We start from the raw sequence: 18,299 nt of genomic DNA, 5'->3' as shown, positions 1-18,299 counted from the left end.
AGGAACATGTTCAAGAAGATCCTGATTGCCAACCGCGGCGAAAACGACCGCGCAGCGGGCGTTTCATCACATTGCATGGCACGCGCAGCGTGCGCAGGCGATTTCGCCGCGGAGACCAGCCATGTTTAAGAAGATCCTCATTGCCAACCGCGGCGAAATCGCCTGCCGGGTCATCAAGACCGCGAAGAAGATGGGCATCGCCACCGTCGCCGTCTACTCCGACGCCGACAAGGACGCGCGCCATGTGGAGCTGGCCGACGAGGCCGTGCGCCTGGGCCCAGCGCCCTCGCGCGAGAGCTACCTGTTGGCCGACAAGATCATCGAAGCCTGCAAGCAGACCGGCGCCGAGGCCGTGCACCCGGGCTACGGCTTCCTGTCGGAGAACGAGGCCTTCGCCAAGCGCGTGGAAGAAGAGGGCATCGCCTTCATCGGCCCCAAGCACTACTCCATCGCGGCCATGGGCGACAAGATCGCCTCCAAGAAGCTGGCCAACGAAGCCAAGGTCAACACCATCCCGGGCTGGAACGACGCCATCGAATCGGCCGAGCGCGCCGTGCAGATCGCCAGGGACATCGGCTACCCGGTCATGATCAAGGCCAGCGCGGGCGGCGGCGGCAAGGGCCTGCGCGTGGCCTTCAACGACAAGGAGGCGCTGGAAGGCTTCACGGCCTGCCAGAACGAGGCGCGCAACAGCTTCGGCGACGACCGCATCTTCATCGAGAAGTTCGTCGAGCAGCCGCGCCACATCGAGATCCAGGTACTGGGCGATGCCCATGGCAATGTGATCTACCTAAACGAGCGCGAATGCTCGATCCAGCGCCGCCACCAGAAGGTCATCGAAGAGGCGCCGTCGCCCTTCATCAGCGACGCCACGCGCAAGGCCATGGGCGAGCAGGCCGTGGCGCTGGCCAAGGCCGTCAAGTACCAGAGCGCGGGCACGGTGGAGTTCGTGGTCGGCAAGAACCAGGACTTCTACTTCCTGGAGATGAACACGCGCCTGCAGGTGGAGCATCCGGTGACCGAGTGCATCACGGGCCTGGACCTCGTGGAGCTCATGATCCGCGTCGCCGCCGGCGAGAAGCTGCCGCTCACGCAGGCCGAGGTCAAGCGCGACGGCTGGGCCATCGAATGCCGCATCAATGCCGAGGATCCGTTCCGCAACTTCCTGCCGTCCACCGGGCGCCTGGTGCGCTTCGCGCCGCCGCAGGAGACCATGTTCTCGGCCGACACCGAGCACCTGCAGGGCGTGCGCGTGGACACCGGCGTGCAGGACGGCGGCGAGATCCCGATGTACTACGATTCGATGATCGCCAAGCTCATCGTGCACGGCCGCGACCGCAACGAGGCGATCGCCAAGATGCGCGAGGCCCTCAATGGCTTCATCATCCGCGGCATCAGCAGCAACATCCCGTTCCAGGCCGCGCTGCTGGCGCACCCCAAGTTCGTCGCGGGCGACTTCAACACCGGCTTCATCGCCGAGCACTACAGCCATGGCTTCCATGCCGAGGACGTGCCGCACGACGAGCCCGAGTTCCTGCTCGCGCTGGCGGCCTTCGCCAACCGGCGTTACCTGGGCCGCGCCAGCGGCATCAGCGGCCAGATGGCCGGCCATGGCGTCAAGGTCGGCCAGGACTTCGTGGTCGTGGCCATGGGCGCGGACGGCCACCACAAGGCCACGCCCGTGCGCGTGACCAGCTACGAAGGCCAGACCGGCAGCAGCACCGTGGAGGTGGGCTCGCGCAGCTACGCGCTGGAAAGCAGCAGCCGGCTCGGCGCAATCCGCCTGGCCGGTACCAGCAACGGCACGCCCTTCAGCGCCCAGGTCGAGCGCGGCACGCCCAAGAACCCGCTCGCCATCCGCGTGCAGCACAACGGCACGCAGCTCGACGCGCTGGTGCTGTCGCCGCGCGGCTCCGAGCTGTTCCAGCTGATGCCCTACAAGGCGCCGCCGGACATGAGCCGCTTCGTGCTTTCGCCCATGCCGGGCCTGTTGGTCGAGGTCTCGGTGCAACCGGGCCAGAAGGTGCAGGCCGGCGAGCGCGTGGCCGTGATCGAGGCCATGAAGATGGAGAACGTGCTGTTCGCCGCGGCCGACGGCGTGGTCGGCAAGGTGCTGGCCACCAAAGGCGAAAGCCTGGCTGTGGACCAGCCCATCGTCGAGTTCGCCTGAGGCCGGCCCGGTTTGGGCGCGCGCAGCTGCGCCCATCGCCGGGCGGCCGCGCCCTGGGTTCGCGGCGGTTCGTCGCAGGTTCGCGGCAGAACGGTGCATTGCCAGGAAGGCAGCGCGCAAGTGCCGTGAACAAGCGCCCAACGCCGTGCATCGTCGGCCATGTTTCCTGCGGATTTCGACGAAGTTGGCGGCACGAAAATGAGGCCGACTTTCTGCGGCTGCAGGCTTCCCAGGCGCCGCGCGGGCCTTTCACAATCGCCGCAGATGCCCTTGAAACCCGGAAGGACGCGATGCCCCAAGAATCCCTGTTGACCCCCACCGCTCCGGCCGCGCAGGCGCAGCCCCTGCACTTCGCAGCACCCCGCCGGGCGGCACCGCCGGCACTTCAGCGCTGGCGCGTCGAGGACGTGCAGGCGCTGCTGGACCTGCCGTTCGACGAACTGCTGTACCGGGCCCAGACCGTGCACCGCGCGCACTGGCCCGCGCGCGACATCGAGCTGGCCACGCTGCTCTCGGTCAAGACCGGCGGCTGCCCGGAGAACTGCGGCTACTGTCCGCAGTCGGCCGAGTTCGACACGGGCGTGAAGGCCCAGAAGCTCATGTCGGTCGAGGAGGTGCGCCATGCAGCCCAGGCCGCCAAGGACGCGGGCGCCACGCGCTTTTGCATGGGCGCCGCCTGGCGCGCGCCCAAGGACCGCGACATCGAGAAGGTGGCCGAGCTCGTGCGCACGGTGAAGGGCCTGGGCCTGCAATCCTGTGCCACGCTGGGCATGCTGGAGAAGCACCAGGCCCTGGCCCTGCGCGACGCGGGGCTGGACTACTACAACCACAACCTGGATACCGCGCCCGAGTACTACGCCGACATCGTCGACACGCGCAGCTACCAGGACCGGCTCGACACGCTGGCCCATGTGCGTGCGGCCGGCGTCAAAGTGTGCTGCGGCGGCATCGTGGGCATGGGCGAGTCGCCCGTGCACCGCGCGGGGCTCATCGCGCAGCTGGCCAACCTCGACCCCTATCCCGAGTCGGTGCCCATCAACAGCCTGGTGCGCGTGCCCGGCACGCCGCTGGCCGACGCACCGCCCATCGACCCGCTGGACTTCGTGCGCGTGATCGCGGTCGCGCGCATCACCATGCCCACCGCGCGCGTGCGCCTGTCCGCCGGTCGCCAGCAGCTCGGCGAGCCGGTGCAGGCGCTGTGCTTCCTGGCCGGCGCCAATTCCATCTTCTACGGCGACAAGCTGCTCGTGACCGGCAATCCCGATGCGGATGCCGACCGCCGGCTGCTCGACAAGCTGGGCTACGCCACCCGCGCCGTTTCCATCGAACCAGGAGAACACGCATGAGCACCCCCCAACGCCCCTTCCGCGTGCTGGGCATCCAGCAGATCGCCATCGGCGGCCCCGACAAGCAGCGGCTGCAAAAACTCTGGGTCGAGATGCTGGGCCTCACCGTCACCGGCAACTTCCGCAGCGAGAGCGAGAACGTGGACGAGGACATCTGCGCGATCGGCAGCGGCCCGACCAAGGTCGAGGTCGACCTCATGCAGCCGCTGGATCCCGAGAAGAAGCCCGCCGTGCACACCACGCCGCTGAACCATGTGGGTCTGTGGATCGACGACCTGCCCAAGGCCGTGGAGTGGCTCACGGCCCAGGGCGTGCGCTTCGCGCCGGGCGGCATCCGCAAGGGCGCGGCCGGCTACGACATCTGCTTCCTGCATCCCAAGGCCAACGAGGCCTTCCCGATCGCGGGCGAGGGCGTGCTGATCGAACTCGTGCAGGCGCCGCCCGAGGTGGCGGCAGCGCTGGCGCTGCCCGCTTAAGACCGCACCGCAACAGGCAGCGCATCGCGCAGCTGCTGCGCGGCGCTGCCGAAGTCGAAATCGCCGATGGCGTTCGCGATGCCGTCGTAGCGTTCCCCCAGGGCGGGGCGCAACACCGCGGCATTGCTTTGGAACAGGTCGATGGCATCGGCGTCGTCCTGCTCCAGCAGGGCCTGCAGACGCTCTGCGAGCGGACGCACGGTGGCCCAGTCCAGCTCCTGGCCTGTGGCTGGGGTGCAGGCTTCTTGCGGGGCCGCCAGCGCCTGGCGCAGCGCCGCCACGAGCGGGCCGCACAGCGCCTCGCACGCGGCGAGCAGCCGTTCTTCCTCGGTCGCATCCCGCAGTGGCTGGCCCAGGACCGTTTCGGCCGCCTGCGCAGCCTGGGCCAGCGGGCCGGCACCGATGGTGGCCGCCGTTCCCTTCAGGGTGTGCAGCAGGCGCTGCGCCTGCGTGCGGTCGCCCGCGGCCAGCGCAGCGCGCGCGGTGGCGACGGCACCGGCCTGGCCGTCGACGAAGCGACGCAGCAGGCCGTCGTAGGTGCTGCGCCGCTGCAGCACGCGGCGCAGGCCGGCGGCGGCGTCCAGGCCGGCAATGCGCAGCAGGGCGTCGTCGGCCGCCAGGGCGTCCTGCGGCGGCTCTGCCACCACCACGGCGGGCGCTGCCGCGCGCTCGCGCCGCGGCAGCCACTGCAGCAGCTGGGCATAGAGCTCGTTCGGGTCGATCGGCTTGGCGATGTGGCTGTTCATGCCGGCCTCCAGGCAGCGCTGGCGGTCGATGGCCATGGCGTTGGCTGTCATGGCCAGCACGGGCAGCTGCTGCCAGCGCGGGTCGCGGCGGATCGCGCGCGTGGCTTCCAGACCGTCCATGACCGGCATCTGCATGTCCATGAGGACGAGTTCGTAGGGCCTGGCGGCCAGCCGGTCCAGCGCTTGCCGGCCGTCCTCGGCCACCTCGACCTGGATGCCCACGGCCTCCAGCAGTTCGGTGCCGATCTGGCGGTTCAGGTCGTTGTCGTCGACCAGCAGCACCAGCGCGCCGCGCAGGGGCGCCAGGTGCGGTGCGTCGGCCTGCTGGGCGGCGCGCGGCACCGGCGCGGCGGCGGGCTGGGCCACGGCCAGGGCCCGCATCGCGGTTTCGAACAGCAGCGAGGTGTTGACCGGCTTGACCAGCAGCAGCTCCACGCCGACGCGCTGCGCGTCCTGCGCCACCTCTTCGCGGCCATGGGCCGTCACGATCACGCAGGCGGGCGGCGAGGGCAGCCGCGCCAGCTGCTCGGCCAGCGCGATGCCGTCCATGTCCGGCATGCGCCAGTCCAGGAAGGCCAGCGCGAAGGGCTGGCCGGCCTGCTGTGCCGCGCGGGCCAGCGCCAGGGCCTCGGCACCGCCTGCGGCCTGCGCCACGCTGCAATGCATCTGCTCCAGCATGCTGCCCAGGATCTCGCGCGCCGTCGGGTTGTCGTCCACCACCAGCACGGGTCGGCCGCGCAGGTCGGGAACGGACGGGCGCGCGCCGTCGGCCTGCTGGGCCGGCAGCAACCGGGCGGTGAACCAGAAGGTGCTGCCCTGGCCCGGGCGGCTTTCCACGCCGACTTCGCCGCCCATCAGTTCGGCCAGCCGTTTGGAGATCGCCAGTCCGAGTCCGGTGCCGCCGTGCTTGCGCGTGGTCGAGCTGTCGGCCTGCTGGAACGACTGGAACAGATGAGCGCTCTGCTCGGCGGTCATGCCGATGCCGGTGTCGCGCACCTCCGCGCGCAGCAGCACGGCGCCGTCGGCCAGCACCTGGTGGCGCACCCGCACCACGACCTCGCCCTGCTCGGTGAACTTGATGGCGTTGCTGGCGTAGTTGATGAGGATCTGGCCCAGGCGCAGCGGGTCGCCGCGCAGCCGGCGCGGCAGCAGCGCGCCCTCGGTGTCGAACACCAGCTCCAGGCCCTTGGCCGTGGCCTTCTCGCCGACCAGGTCGGCCACGCCGTCCAGCACGTTCTGCAGGTCGAAGTCCACGCTCTCGACCTCGAGCTTGCCGGCTTCGATCTTGCTGAAGTCGAGGATGTCGTTGATGAGGTCCAGCAGGTGCTGGCCCGAGCGCTGGGTTTTGCGCACGTAGTCGCGCTGGCGCGCCGTGAGCTCGGCGCGCAGCATCAGGTGGCTCATGCCGATCACGGCGTTGAGCGGCGTGCGGATCTCGTGGCTCATGTTGGCCAGGAAATCGGACTTCATCTGCGAGGCCTGCTCGGCGCGCGCCTGGGCCTGGCGCAGCGCGCCTTCCTGGGCACGCAGGCTCTCGTTGGCCTCGGCCAGCGCGGCCGTGCGTTCCTGCACGCGCGCCTCCAGCGCCTCCTCGCTGCGCTTGAGCGAGTCCACCAGTTCGCCCTGGGCCTTCAGCGCCTCGGCGCTGGCGCGCTGGCGGGCTGCGAACTGGCGTGCCATGGCGCCGGCCAGCAGCAGCGTCAGCACGCACTGGAAGGCCGTCAGGACGCCGGTCTGCAAGGTCTGGGCCTGCACCTCGCGGTTGCGCTGGTCGGTCAGCTCGCCCGAGGACTGGGTGGCGGCCAAGGACATGTCGCGCACCGGCGTGCGGATCGCCATGTACTGCTCGCGCAGCGTCTCCAGCGCCGCCCGTGGCTGGCTCTGCGCGGCGCCCGGGCCCAGCACCTGGTCGCCCTGTGCGATGAAGCGGCGCAGCTCCTCCATGCCTTGCTGGTAGGCGGGATCGTCGCGCATGAGCTGGTAGGCCGTGCCCTTGTCGACCGCGCCCACGCGGCTGATGAACACGTCGTAGCGCAGCTGCAGCTGGCTGTGCGGCATGGCGGCCGCATCCAGCAGGTGCGCATTCAGCGCGTGGTCGAAACGCTCGTATTCGACATTGAGCTGCGCGAAGGTCCACAGCGCATTGATGTCGCCGCGGCGCATCACGTCGTCCAGCGCCCGGTACTGCCGGTACTGCAGCACGCCGATGGCGATGTAGACCAGCACCAGGCTGGCGATCAACAGGCGCAGGAGGCGTTGGCTGCGCGGCATGCGAAGGGGCTGGCCGGGCGGCGCCCGGTCGTCGCTGGAGCGTTCGGCGGCGTCACTGCACCTGCAACTGGTGCAGCTGCCATGCCGAACGGTTGTAGAAGGTCTCGGCCTTGAGCTCGGCCTTGCTGTCGAAGGGATAGACGATGAACAGCGGTCCCTTCTCGCGCACCGGCATGGGCTTGTCGTTGAGCAGCCGGGCCACGATCACCTCGTAGCGGGCCGCGTCGGTGAACGGAATGTCGGTCTTGTAGTCGTTGAGCGCCACGGCCACGAGCTTGGTGCCGTTGGCGCCCGCGGCGGCCAGCACGTCGCGCAGCAGCGGGCCGGTGAAGCGGGTGGGGCCGGCATGCCAGGGAGTGCTGGTCGAGAAGCTGTGCTGGGGCAGCTTCTCCAGCATGGCCATGTCGAACACCGCGCGCTGGCCGGCATTGGGCTGGCCGACCTTGCCGCTGATGGTCAGCACCACCTCGCCCGAGGGTTTGTCCAGTGCGGCGGCCCAGCCCGGCGCCAGCCAGGCCAGCAGGAGCACGGACAGGCGGAGCAGCTTGGCCAGGGGCAGGGTCATGGCAACCTCGTGCAGAAGAGGGGGGCGGCAGCGCCCGGACGTTTCAAGGCGTTACTGCGCACAACTATAGCGAATACCCGGATGAATTGGCGCGCCAGACGTGCGTTTGCGCAGGCGCCACGGGTGCGGGATTCACCGTAGGCTCGGCGCCGCCCCCGCGCGTAGACTGGTCTGACCAGTGGGCCACCGGCACCGCTGGGCAAGGAGACAAAGATTGCAGCCAACGCAAGTAGCCAGTCCGTCTTATTTCCACAAAGTCGTCGACTGCCAATGGGCCTGCCCCGCCCACACCCCCGTTCCCGAGTACATCCGCCTGATCGGCCAGGGCCGCTACGCCGATGCCTACATGGTCAACTGGGTGTCCAACGTGTTTCCCGGCATTCTGGGCCGCACCTGCGACCGGCCCTGCGAGCCGGCCTGCCGGCGCGGCCGCGTCGAAGAGGCCAGCCAGGCGCAGCCTGAACCGGTGGCGATCTGCCGCCTGAAGCGGGTGGCGGCCGACATGAAAGGCGAGGTGCGCGGGCGCATGCCGCAGCGCGCGCCGCGCAACGGCAAGCGCGTGGCCTGCATCGGCGCCGGCCCGGCCGCACTGACCGTGGCGCGCGACCTGGCCCCCTTGGGCTACGACGTGACGGTGTTCGACGGCGAGGCCAAGGCCGGCGGTTTCATCCGCACGCAGATCCCGCGCTTTCGGCTGCCCGAAGAGGTCATCGACGAGGAGACCGGCTACGTGCTGGACCTGGGCGTGGCATTCCGCGGTGGCGAGCGCGTGGACTCCATGGCCGGCCTGCTGGCACAGGACTTCGACGCGGTGTTCGTGGGCTGCGGCGCGCCGCGCGGGCGCGACCTCGACCTGCCGGGCCGGCAAGAGGCCAAGGCCCACATCCACATCGGCATCGACTGGCTGGCCTCGGTCTCGTTCGGCCACGTCACGCGCACGGGCCGGCGCGTGCTGGTGCTGGGCGGCGGCAACACGGCCATGGACTGCTGCCGCTCGGCACGGCGCCTGGGCGGCGAGGACGTCAAGGTCGTGGTGCGCAGCGGTTTCGACGAGATGAAGGCCTCGCCCTGGGAGAAGGAGGACGCGCAGCACGAGGGCATCCCGATCCTGAACTGGCACGTGCCCGTGGCCTTCGTGCACGAGGGCGGACGGCTCACGGGCATGCGCTTTCAGATCGTGCGCGCCGAGCTCGACGCGCGCGGCCGCCGCCAGCTCGTGCCGACAGGTGAGCCCGAGGTGCTGCTGCCCTGCGACGAGGTGCTGATCGCGGTCGGCCAGGAAAACGCCTTCCCCTGGATCGAGCGCGGCTGCGGCATCGCCTTCCACGAGAACGGCCTGCCCGTGCTGGACGCGCTAACCTTCCAGTCCTCGCTGCCCCGGGTGTTCTTCGGCGGCGACGCGGCCTTCGGCCCCAAGAACATCATCACGGCCGTCGCCCATGGCCACGAGGCCGCCATCTCCATCGACCGCTTTCTGCAGGGCCAGGATGTGCAGGCCCGGCCGGCGCCCACCAGCAACCTGGCGTCCACCAAGATGGGCATCCACGAGTGGAGCTACGACAACGCCGTGGCGCCCGAGGCGCGCTTCAAGGTGCCCTGGGCGCAGGCCGAGGTCGCGCTGGCCAGCATCCGCGTGGAGGTGGAGCTGGGCTTCGACGCCGCCACCGCCTTCAAGGAGGCCCAGCGCTGCCTCAATTGCGACGTGCAGACCGTCTTCGCGCAGGAAGCCTGCATCGAGTGCGACGCCTGCATGGACATCTGCCCCATGGACTGCATCAGCTTCACGGCGCCCGGCGAGGAGGCCGAGCTGCGCCAGCGCCTGAAGGCGCCGGCCCTGCACCCGGACCAGGACCTCTACGTCTCCGACCCGCTCAAGACCGGCCGCGTGATGGCCAAGGACGAGGACCTGTGCCTGCACTGCGGCCTGTGCGCCGAGCGCTGCCCCACGGGCGCCTGGGACATGCAGAAGTTCCTGTTCAAGACCGCGCAGGCAGGCGCGTGCCAGGGAGCGCACGCATGACCCCGATCAGCGCCGTCAACGACTTCGTCGTCAAGTTCGCCAACGTCAACGGTTCGGGCTCGGCCTCGGCCAACGAACTGTTCGCCAAGTCCATCCTGCGCATGGGCGTGCCGGTGAGCCCGCGCAACATCTTCCCGAGCAACATCCAGGGCCTGCCAACCTGGTACGAGGTGCGCGTCAGCGAGGCCGGCCACCTGGGCCGGCGCGGCGGCATCGACATGATGGTGGCCATGAACCCGCAGACCTGGGCCGAGGACCTGGCCGAGATCGAGCCCGGCGGCTACCTGTTCTACGACAGCACGCGGCCCGTGCCGCCCGCGCAGCTGCGCAGCGACATCACGGTCATCGGCATGCCGCTGACCGAGATCGCCAACGCGGTCTACAGCGATCCGCGCCAGCGCCAGCTGTTCAAGAACATCATCTACGTGGGCGCGCTGTCGGTGCTGCTGGACATCGATGCCGAGGTCATCGTCGACCTGTTCGGCGAGCAGTACAAGGGCAAGGAGAAGCTCTTGGCCTCCAACGTGCGCGCGCTGCACCTGGGCCGCGACTTCGCGCAGGAGCACCTGCAGGCGCCGCTGCCCATCCGCGTGCGCCGGGCCGACGCAGTGGGCCAGCGCATCTTCGTGGACGGCAACAGCGCCGCGGCGCTGGGCTGCGTGTACGGCGGCGCCACGGTGGCGGCTTGGTACCCGATCACGCCATCGTCCTCGGTGGCCGAGGCCTTCCAGTCCTACTGCACGAAGTTCCGCGAAGACAAGGAGACCGGCGAGCGCCGCTACGCCATCGTGCAGGCCGAGGACGAGATCGCCTCCATCGGCATGGTGGTGGGCGCGGGCTGGAACGGCGCGCGTGCGTTCACGGCTACCTCGGGCCCCGGCGTTTCGCTGATGACCGAGTTCATCGGCCTGGCCTACTTCGCCGAGATCCCCGTGACCATCGTCAACGTGCAGCGCGGCGGACCGTCCACGGGCATGCCCACGCGCACGCAGCAGGCCGACATCCTGGCCTGCGCCTACGCCTCGCACGGCGACACCAAGCACGTGCTGCTGTTTCCCGAAGACCCGCGCGAGTGCTTCGAACATGCCGCCGCCGCGCTGGACCTGGCCGACCGGCTGCAGACACCCGTGTTCGTGATGACCGACCTGGACATCGGCATGAACCAGCGCCTGTGCGAGCCCTTCCAGTGGGAGGAGGGCAGGGGCTACGACCGCGGCAAGCTCATGACGGCCGAGATGCTGGAGGCCGGCCGCGACTTCGGCCGCTACAAGGACGTGGACGGCGACGGCATCCCCTGGCGCACCCTGCCCGGCACGCACGAAAGCCGCGGCGCCTACTTCACGCGCGGCACCACGCGCGACGCCTACGCGCGCTACTCCGAGCGCGGGCCGGACTACATCTACAACGTCGAACGGCTACTGCGCAAGTTCGCCACCGCTGCCGACCTCGTGCCCGCGCCCGTGGAGCGCGCGGCCGCGCAGGCCACACCGCTGGGCGTCCTGTACTTCGGCTCCACCAGTCCGGCCATGGACGAGGCCTTGCAGCAACTGGCCGCAGCCGGCGTGCACGTGGACGCCATGCGCCTGCGCGCCTTCCCGTTCCCGGCCTCGGTCCGCCGCTTCATCGCCGCGCACGAACGCGTGTTCGTGGTGGAGCAGAACCGCGACGCCCAGATGCGCAGCCTGCTCGTCAACGAACTCGATGCCGACCCGGCACGCCTGGTGCGCGTGCTGCATTTCGACGGCACGCCCATCACGGCGCGCTTCATCGCCCGCGCCATCACCTCGGCCCTGCAACGCCAGCCGGAGACCGCTGCATGACCTACCTGGCCAAACCCAAGGTCCACCACCCCTCGCTCGCGAAGAACCGGGTCGGCTACACGCGGCGCGACTACGAGGGCAAGATCTCCACGCTGTGCGCCGGCTGCGGCCACGACTCGATCTCGGCCGCCATCATCCAGGCCTGCTGGGAGCTGGACGTACAGCCGCACCGCGTGGCCAAGCTCTCGGGCATCGGCTGCAGCTCCAAGACGCCGGACTATTTCCTCGGCGCCTCGCACGGCTTCAACACCGTGCACGGCCGCATGCCTTCGGTGCTGACCGGCGCGCAGCTGGCCAACCGCGAGCTGCTGTACCTGGGCGTGTCGGGCGACGGCGATTCGGCCTCGATCGGCCTGGGCCAGTTCGCGCACGCCATGCGGCGCGGCGTGAACATGGTCTACATCGTCGAGAACAACGGCGTCTACGGCCTGACCAAGGGCCAGTTCTCGGCCACGGCCGACCAGGGCTCCAGGAGCAAGAAGGGGGCGGTCAACCACGACAGCCCGATCGACCTCGTGGGCCTGGCGCTGCAGCTGGGCGCGAGCTACGTGGCGCGCGGCTTCTCGGGCGACAAGGCGCAGCTGGTGCCGCTGATCCGCGGCGCCATCGGCCACCGTGGCGCGGCCTTCATCGACGTGGTGAGCCCCTGCGTGGCCTTCAACAACCATGCCGGCAGCACCAAGAGCTACGACTACGTGCGCGGCCACAACGAGGCCGTGAACCGCATCGACTTCATCCGGCTGGCCGACGAGATCCAGGCCGAGCCGGCGCCCGGCGAACTGCTCACGCTGCCGCAGGCCGACGGTTCGCTGCTGCGCCTGCGCAAGCTGCGCGAGGACCACGACCCGGGCGACCGGGCCGCGGCCCTGCAGCATGTGGTCGCGCAGCAGGCGCGTGGCGAGTTGCTGACTGGCTTGCTCTACGTGGACCGCGAGGCCGAGGACCTGCACGCCATGTTGCAGACCAGCCAGACGCCCCTGAACCGGCTCGACGCGCCCGAACTGTGCCCCGGCGCCAGGGCGCTGGACCGGATCAACGCGGCCCTGCGCTGAGCCGTTCCCGCCCCGCGGGCGTGATGTGGGCGACCCAGCGCCCGTCCAGCTGCTCCACGCGCGCCCAGCCCGGGCCGCGCACGCCGCCGATGGCGGCATCGCCCATCCCCGCGAGTTCGCGCATCAGCACGCTGGCGCCCAGGCCCAGGCGCTTGCCCAGGCGCGGCAGCGACATGCCGCCCTCGGCCGGCGCCGTGGCCAGTTCCTGCAGGATGCGCAGGGCCAGCGGTGCGCCATGGTCCATCACACGCTGGCCGACCCGGCCGGCTGCACTGCGTCGGCCGGTGCATGTGGCGTCAACCGCACCGGGATGGCCTTGGAGGTTGGCGTGCCGGCCGCGATGGCCGTGGCCGACAGTGGCACCAGAGGGTTGGTCTCCGGGTAGTAGGCCGCGAGCGTGCCGCGCGGGATGTCGTAGGCCACGAGCTTGAACCGATCGGCCCGGCGTTCCTGACCATCGTCCCAGATGGTGTGGATGTCGACCCGGTCGCCGTCCTGCAGGCCCAGCGCGCGGATGTCCTCGGCGTGGATGAAGACCACGCGGCGCTGGCCGAACACGCCGCGGTAGCGGTCGTCCATGCCGTAGATGGTGGTGTTGTACTGGTCGTGCGAGCGCGTGGTCAGCAGCGAGAAGACGATGGTGTCCAGTGCCTTCTCGCGCCGGCGGGCACGGTGCACGGGCGTGTCGCGTGGCACGGCGTGCGCGAAGAACGTGGCCTTGCCGCTGGGCGTGTTCCAGACCCGCTCGCTGGCCGTGTTGCGCAGGCGGAAGCCACCCGGGTGCGCCACGCGCGCATTGAAGTCCTTGAAGTCGTCGAACACGGCTTCGATCTTGTCGCGGATGCGCGCGTAGTCTTCCACCAGCCAGAGCCAGGGCGTGCGGCTGCGTCCGGCGAGCGTGGCGTCCGCCAGGCGCGCCACGATGGCCGGCTCGGACAGCAGCTGTTCGCTGGCCGGCGGGTTGATGCCTTTGGAGATGTGCACCATGCCCATCGAGTCCTCCACGGTCACGCCCTGCGGGCCCGCGGCCTGCATGTCGATCTCGGTGCGGCCCAGGCAGGGCAGGATCAGCGCCTCCCGGCCGTGCACCACATGGCTGCGGTTGAGCTTGGTGGCCACGTGCACGGTGAGCGCGCACTGGCGCAGCGCGCGCCAGGTGGCGTGGGTGTCGGGCGTGGCCGCCGCGAAGTTGCCGCCCAGCGCGAAGAACACCTTGCCCTTGCCCTCGAGCATGGCCTGGATCGCCTGCACCGTGTCGCCCCCGTTCCTGCGCGGCGGCTCGAACTGGAACACCTGGCCCAGCCGGTCGAGCAGTGCGGCCGGCGGCTTCTCCCAGATGCCCATGGTGCGGTCGCCCTGCACATTGCTGTGGCCGCGCACGGGGCAGAACCCGGCACCGGGCCGGCCCACATTGCCACGCGCCAGCAGCAGGTTGCCCATCATCTGGATCGTGGCCACGGAGTGCTGGTGCTGGGTGATGCCCATGCCCCAGCAGAAGATCGCGTTCCGGGCCGCGATGTAGACGTCGGCGGCCTGGTGGATCTGCGCCAGCGTGAGGCCGGACTCCTGCACGATCGCGTCCCAGTGCTCGGCCCGCACGTCGGTGGCCAGGGCCTCGAAGCCGACGGTGTGCTCGGCGACGAAGCGCTGGTCCAGCACGTCCTCGCCGGCGTCCTGGCGCTCGATGAGCCGCTTGAGCATGCCCTTGACGGCCGCCAGGTCGCCGCCGCTTTGCAGCTGGAAGTAGTGCGAGCTGATGGGCGTGGAGCCCAGCGTTGCCATCTCGATCTTGCTCTGCGGGTCCTGGAAGCGCTCGAGCCCGCGCTCGCGCAGCGGGTTGAAGCTCACGATGCGCGCGCCGCGCCTGGAGGCCGCGCGCAGCTCGCCCAGCATGCGCGGGTGGTTGGTGCCCGGGTTCTGGCCGAAGATGAAGATCGCGTCGGCCTGCTCGAAATCGTCCAGGGTCACCGTGCCCTTGCCCACGCCGATCTGCGGCTTCATGGCACTGCCGCTGGGCTCGTGGCACATGTTGGAGCAGTCGGGGAAGTTGTTCGTGCCGTACTCGCGCACGAACAGCTGGTACAGAAAGGCGGCCTCGTTGCTGGCCCGGCCCGAGGTGTAGAAGATGGCCTGGTCGGGGTCGGGCAGGGCGTGGAGGTGGCGTGCGATCAGCGCGAAGGCCTCGTCCCAGGCGATGGGCCGGTACCTGTCGCTCGCGGCCTCGTAGACCATGGGGTGCGTGAGCCGGCCCTGGTCCTCCAGCCAGAAGTCACTCTGCTGCAGCAGTTCGGCCACGGTGTGGCGCGCGAACAGTTCGGGCCCGGCACGCCGGGCCGTGGCCTCGGCGGCCACGGCCTTCACGCCGTTTTCGCAGAACTCGAAGGTCGAGGTGTGGTTGCGGTCGGGCCAGGCGCAGCCCGGGCAGTCGAAGCCGTCGGGCTGGTTGGCCGACAGCAGCGTCCTGGCGCCCTTGATCGGAATGTCCTGGCGCAGCAGCGCGTTCTTCACGCTGTTGAGTGCACCCCAGCCGCCCGCGGGGCCTGGGTAGAACGCGATCTTCTGTTCGTTCACGGTGTCGGTGCGGCCTCGGTGGAAGGATTCGGCGGGGCACGGCGGTCAGGGCCCGTGCCACGGGCAAGACAATGCGGGGGGCCATCGCCACGGGCGTGCATCCTCGCTCCGAACGCCGCGTGCGGCAATATGAGGCGCGACCGCCGGTGCATAGGAACTCCATCTCATAAAGGGCAAAGCAGGCATGAAGCAGGTTTCCATCGTTCCGGTCTGGACCATCCAGGATGCGCAGGGCGCACAGTTGCCGGCGCGCCTGATCGAGCTGCTGGTCCAGGTGTCGGAGACGGGCAGCCTGCAGAGCGCGGCGCGCGTGCTGGACCTGTCGTACCGCCATGCCTGGGCGCTGGTGCGCCAGGGCGAGGCGCTGTTCCAGGCGCCGCTGATGCGGATGGAGCGCGGCAAGGGCTCGACCTTGACCGAGCTCGGCGCGCGCATCGCCTGGGCCGACCGGCGCATCCATGCGCGGCTGCGCCCGGTGTTGCAGACCTTGTCGTCCGAGCTGGCCGAGGAGTTGCGCAGCGTGCTGCAAGAGGTGCCGGCGGCGCTGCGCATCCATGCCAGCCATGGCTTTGCCATCGAGCGGCTGCGCGAGCGCCTGGCGGGCGACGGATCGCAGATCGCGTTCTCCTACGCCAGCAGTTCGGCCGCTGCCGCGGCGCTGCGCGATGGCGATTGCGACGTGGCAGGCCTGCACATTCCCATCGGGCCGGTGGAGCCCGCGGCGCTGGCGCACTACCTGCGCTGGCTGCGCGGGCTGGACCTGCAGCTGGTGGACATCGCCGTGCGCCGACAGGGCCTCATGGTGCGGGCCGGCAACCCCAAGGAGCTGTTCGCGCTGGCCGACCTGGCGCGCCCGGGCGTGCGCTTCATCAACCGCCAGCCGGGCTCGGGCACGCGCTTCCTGCTGGAGCAGTTGCTCGCGGCCCAGCACGTGGCAGCGACCGCCATCGCCGGCTTCGAGCAGGGCGAGTACACCCACGCCGCCGTGGCTGCGCACGTGGCCAGCGGCATGGCCGATGCGGGCTTCGGGCTGGAACCGCCCGCGCGCCAGTTCAAGCTCGACTTCGTGCCGATCGCGACCGAGCGCTACTTCCTGCTGTGCCGCGCCGACGCGATGGCCACGCCCGCGCTGCAGGCCGTGCTGCAGGCGCTGCGCGATCCGGCGTTCCGGCAGGTGCTGGCGGCGTTGCCGGGCTACGACCCTGCGGCCGCGGGCCGGGTGACGCCGCTGACCCAGGTCTATCCCATGCTGGGTTGACCGACGAAGTGCGCCGGGGGCGCGACGGAAGCGCTGGACCGCGGCTGCCGTGCGCCGTTGCGCATGGAAGAATCCCGCCCGCAGACCGGTGTCCCCCTGCGGGATGGCCCCCTACGGGGCGACAAGCCGGCTCCCCCGGCCGGCATGCAGCGCGCAAGCGGCGTGCCTGGCTGTCTTCGTCCCTCGCTGCTCTTCATCGTGAAACTCCTGTCTCGCCTGCACATCGGGCCGCGGCTGACCGCCGGCTTTTCCATCGTTCTGCTGCTCTCCATCCTCGTCGGTGTTCTCGCGCTGCGCCATCTGGGCACCGTCAACGACGCGACGCGCGACATGTCGGAGAACTGGCTGGCCTCGATGAACGCGCTGGACCATTACCGCAAGGGCCTGGCGCGCATCCGCAGCGCGGAAGGGGCCCACCTCTCGGCCTCGACCATGGCCGACCTCAAGGCCCAGGAAGACACGGCCGACAGCGCCAGGACGGACCTCGAAGCGGCCTGGACGAACTACGAACGCAACGTCGGCGACCCTGAAGAGCGCGCGCTGGCGAACAGCGTGCACGAGGCCCTGGGCGCGTATCTGGACGCCGTACCGCGTACCTTCAAGGCTTCGCGCGACGGCGCGGAAAGCGCGGAAGCCGCACGCCGGGCCTACATGACCGACAGCGGCAAGGCCTACACCGTCTTGGTCGCCGCCCTCGACAAGACGGTCGACTACCAGGCCGCCGGCGGCGTCGCCGCGTTCGAGCGTTCGCAAAGCACCTTCGCTGCGGCCCGCACGCAGGTCATCGGCATCCTCGTGCTGGCCGTGGGCCTGGGCGCGCTGCTGGCCTTCGTGCTGACGCGTTCCATCGTCCGCCCGCTGGAGCAGGCGGTGGCCGTCGCGCAAACCGTGGCCCGGGGCGATCTCACGTCCGTGATCCGCGTCGACAGCCAGGACGAGACCGGCATGCTGCTGGCCGCGCTGCGCGAGATGAACGGCAGGCTGGCGTCCATCGTGTCCCAGGTGCGCGACAGTTCCGACTCCATCGCCACCGGCTCGACCCAGATCGCCAGCGGCAACGCCGACCTCAGCCAGCGCACCGAGGAGCAGGCCAGCAGCCTGGAGGAAACCGCCGCGTCCATGGAGCAGCTGACCGCCACCGTCAAGCAGAACTCCGAGACCGCGCAGCAGGCCGCGCAGCTGGCCCAGGCCGCCTCGTCGACCGCCCAGGCCGGCGGGCGCGTGGTGGCCGACGTGGTGGCGACCATGGAGGGCATCGCCCAGTCCTCGGCCAAGGTCGCCGACATCATCGGCGTGATCGACGGCATCGCCTTCCAGACCAACATCCTCGCGCTGAACGCGGCGGTGGAAGCGGCCCGTGCCGGCGAGCAGGGCCGCGGCTTCGCCGTCGTCGCCGGCGAGGTGCGCAGCCTGGCCCAGCGCAGCGCCGAGGCGGCCAAGGAGATCAAGGAACTCATCGCGCAGAGCAGCACGCAGGTGCAGAGCGGCACCCGACTGGTCTCGCAGGCGGGCAGTTCGATGCAGGACATCGTCTCCGAGGTGCGCCGCGTGAACGACCTCATCGCCGAGATCAGTGCCGCGAGCCACGAGCAGAGCGCCGGCATCGGCCAGGTGGGCGAGGCGGTCCAGCAACTGGACCGCGTGACGCAGCAGAACGCCGCGCTGGTCGAGGAGATGGCGGCTGCCGCCGACAGCCTCAGGAACCAGGCGTCGCAGCTGATCGATGCCGTGGCGGTGTTCCGCATCGGCGGGGCCCCGGCGCAGCCGGCAGCGCGCCTCGCGGCTCCGGTGCCCGCGCCGCGCAGGGAGCCCTCGCTCGGCGCCGCGCGGCCGGCCCGGCCGCCGGTGGGCGCGCGCCAGCTGCCCGCAGCCGAGGCGGATGCCGCCGCGGCATCGGACTGAAGCTCGTTTGCTTCGCCGGGCAGTGGCCTGGCCCAGGCAGGCGTCCCGTCTGCCTCGACGCGGCGCCGGACCAGCGCCACAGGGCACGGCGCTGGTCGCCTT

13 protein-coding genes are annotated in these 18,299 nt (G+C 70.3%); 9 read left to right on the top strand and 4 right to left on the bottom strand.

From position 1 onward, the window contains the following. Nucleotides 1-6 precede the first annotated feature (6 nt). The 4 genes from IE209_RS34215 to IE209_RS15565 all read left to right on the top strand — a co-directional run bounded on the left by IE209_RS34215 (nucleotide 7) and on the right by IE209_RS15565 (nucleotide 3,992). The gene (locus IE209_RS34215) at nucleotides 7-129 is read left to right on the top strand and encodes a hypothetical protein (protein WP_268245965.1); all 123 of its coding nucleotides are present in this window, start codon (nucleotides 7-9) and stop codon (nucleotides 127-129) included. Next, nucleotides 122-2,170 (top strand): acetyl-CoA carboxylase biotin carboxylase subunit, encoded by a 2,049-nt coding sequence (locus tag IE209_RS15575; protein WP_189687867.1) that lies wholly within the window; start codon nucleotides 122-124, stop codon nucleotides 2,168-2,170. Before IE209_RS34215 ends, IE209_RS15575 begins: the two co-directional genes overlap by 8 nt. Before the next feature lie 290 nt (nucleotides 2,171-2,460). After that, the gene (gene bioB / locus IE209_RS15570) at nucleotides 2,461-3,516 is read left to right on the top strand and encodes a biotin synthase BioB (protein ID WP_189687866.1); all 1,056 of its coding nucleotides are present in this window, start codon (nucleotides 2,461-2,463) and stop codon (nucleotides 3,514-3,516) included. After that, nucleotides 3,513-3,992 carry a VOC family protein gene (locus IE209_RS15565; RefSeq protein WP_189687865.1) on the top strand — a complete coding sequence of 160 codons (480 nt, stop codon included), beginning with the start codon at nucleotides 3,513-3,515 and terminating at the stop codon, nucleotides 3,990-3,992. The genes bioB and IE209_RS15565 overlap by 4 nt, the downstream gene beginning before the upstream one ends. Here IE209_RS15565 and IE209_RS15560 read toward each other — a convergent pair. Further along, complete coding sequence (locus IE209_RS15560; protein ID WP_189687864.1) at nucleotides 3,989-7,009, bottom strand: hybrid sensor histidine kinase/response regulator; 3,021 nt, start codon at nucleotides 7,007-7,009, stop codon at nucleotides 3,989-3,991. The two genes, IE209_RS15565 and IE209_RS15560, sit on opposite strands and share 4 nt — an antisense overlap. 52 nt (nucleotides 7,010-7,061) lie before the next feature. After that, a complete protein-coding gene (locus IE209_RS15555; RefSeq protein ID WP_189687863.1) occupies nucleotides 7,062-7,574 on the bottom strand; it encodes a putative pterin-binding protein in 513 nt (170 codons plus the stop codon). 214 nt (nucleotides 7,575-7,788) lie between these two features. On the opposite strand from IE209_RS15555, the gene IE209_RS15550 reads away from it, so the two are divergent. The 3 genes from IE209_RS15550 to IE209_RS15540 are packed head-to-tail and all read left to right on the top strand — an operon-like array spanning nucleotide 7,789 to nucleotide 12,466. Beyond that, a complete protein-coding gene (locus IE209_RS15550) occupies nucleotides 7,789-9,594 on the top strand; it encodes an FAD-dependent oxidoreductase (RefSeq protein ID WP_189687862.1) in 1,806 nt (601 codons plus the stop codon). After that, entirely contained in the window at nucleotides 9,591-11,414 is a 1,824-nt protein-coding gene (locus IE209_RS15545; protein ID WP_189687861.1) for a 2-oxoacid:acceptor oxidoreductase subunit alpha, read from the top strand. Before IE209_RS15550 ends, IE209_RS15545 begins: the two co-directional genes overlap by 4 nt. Beyond that, on the top strand, nucleotides 11,411-12,466 hold the full coding sequence (locus tag IE209_RS15540; RefSeq protein WP_189687860.1) for a 2-oxoacid:ferredoxin oxidoreductase subunit beta: 1,056 nt from the start codon (nucleotides 11,411-11,413) through the stop codon (nucleotides 12,464-12,466). The genes IE209_RS15545 and IE209_RS15540 overlap by 4 nt, the downstream gene beginning before the upstream one ends. On the opposite strand, the gene IE209_RS15535 is transcribed toward IE209_RS15540, so the two are convergent. Both IE209_RS15535 and IE209_RS15530 read right to left on the bottom strand, forming a co-directional pair. Then, nucleotides 12,447-12,710, bottom strand: a complete 264-nt coding sequence (locus IE209_RS15535) for a hypothetical protein (protein ID WP_189687859.1) — start codon at nucleotides 12,708-12,710, stop codon at nucleotides 12,447-12,449. The genes IE209_RS15540 and IE209_RS15535 overlap by 20 nt on opposite strands. Continuing rightward, nucleotides 12,710-15,037, bottom strand: coding sequence for an FdhF/YdeP family oxidoreductase (locus IE209_RS15530; RefSeq protein ID WP_189687858.1), 2,328 nt, complete (start codon nucleotides 15,035-15,037; stop codon nucleotides 12,710-12,712). The genes IE209_RS15535 and IE209_RS15530 overlap by 1 nt, the downstream gene beginning before the upstream one ends. Before the next feature lie 184 nt (nucleotides 15,038-15,221). Here IE209_RS15530 and IE209_RS15525 point away from each other — a divergent pair, with 184 nt between their 5' ends. Both IE209_RS15525 and IE209_RS34340 read left to right on the top strand, forming a co-directional pair. Further along, nucleotides 15,222-16,295, top strand: a complete 1,074-nt coding sequence (locus IE209_RS15525) for a substrate-binding domain-containing protein (protein ID WP_189687857.1) — start codon at nucleotides 15,222-15,224, stop codon at nucleotides 16,293-16,295. 198 nt (nucleotides 16,296-16,493) lie between these two features. Further along, nucleotides 16,494-18,197, top strand: coding sequence for a methyl-accepting chemotaxis protein (locus IE209_RS34340; RefSeq protein WP_308433182.1), 1,704 nt, complete (start codon nucleotides 16,494-16,496; stop codon nucleotides 18,195-18,197). The last annotated feature ends 102 nt before the right edge of the window (nucleotides 18,198-18,299 follow it).

The sequence above is a fragment of the Pseudorhodoferax aquiterrae genome (assembly GCF_014652235.1).
In the GTDB taxonomy this organism is placed as follows: domain Bacteria; phylum Pseudomonadota; class Gammaproteobacteria; order Burkholderiales; family Burkholderiaceae_C; genus Pseudorhodoferax; species Pseudorhodoferax aquiterrae.
Note: the sequence above shows the minus strand (reverse complement) of the source record. Positions and strands in the feature narration are given on the sequence as shown.

Excerpts from the sequence above, each read along its gene's own strand:
- IE209_RS34215 (WP_268245965.1), top strand. The coding sequence starts at position 7 with ATGTTCAAGAAGATCCTGATTGCCAACCGCGGCGAAAACGACCGCGCA.
- IE209_RS15575 (WP_189687867.1), top strand. The coding sequence starts at position 122 with ATGTTTAAGAAGATCCTCATTGCCAACCGCGGCGAAATCGCCTGCCGG.
- bioB (WP_189687866.1), top strand. The coding sequence starts at position 2,461 with ATGCCCCAAGAATCCCTGTTGACCCCCACCGCTCCGGCCGCGCAGGCG.
- IE209_RS15565 (WP_189687865.1), top strand. The coding sequence starts at position 3,513 with ATGAGCACCCCCCAACGCCCCTTCCGCGTGCTGGGCATCCAGCAGATC.
- IE209_RS15560 (WP_189687864.1), bottom strand. The coding sequence starts at position 7,009 with ATGCCGCGCAGCCAACGCCTCCTGCGCCTGTTGATCGCCAGCCTGGTG.
- IE209_RS15555 (WP_189687863.1), bottom strand. The coding sequence starts at position 7,574 with ATGACCCTGCCCCTGGCCAAGCTGCTCCGCCTGTCCGTGCTCCTGCTG.
- IE209_RS15545 (WP_189687861.1), top strand. The coding sequence starts at position 9,591 with ATGACCCCGATCAGCGCCGTCAACGACTTCGTCGTCAAGTTCGCCAAC.
- IE209_RS15540 (WP_189687860.1), top strand. The coding sequence starts at position 11,411 with ATGACCTACCTGGCCAAACCCAAGGTCCACCACCCCTCGCTCGCGAAG.
- IE209_RS15535 (WP_189687859.1), bottom strand. The coding sequence starts at position 12,710 with ATGGACCATGGCGCACCGCTGGCCCTGCGCATCCTGCAGGAACTGGCC.
- IE209_RS15525 (WP_189687857.1), top strand. The coding sequence starts at position 15,222 with ATGAAGCAGGTTTCCATCGTTCCGGTCTGGACCATCCAGGATGCGCAG.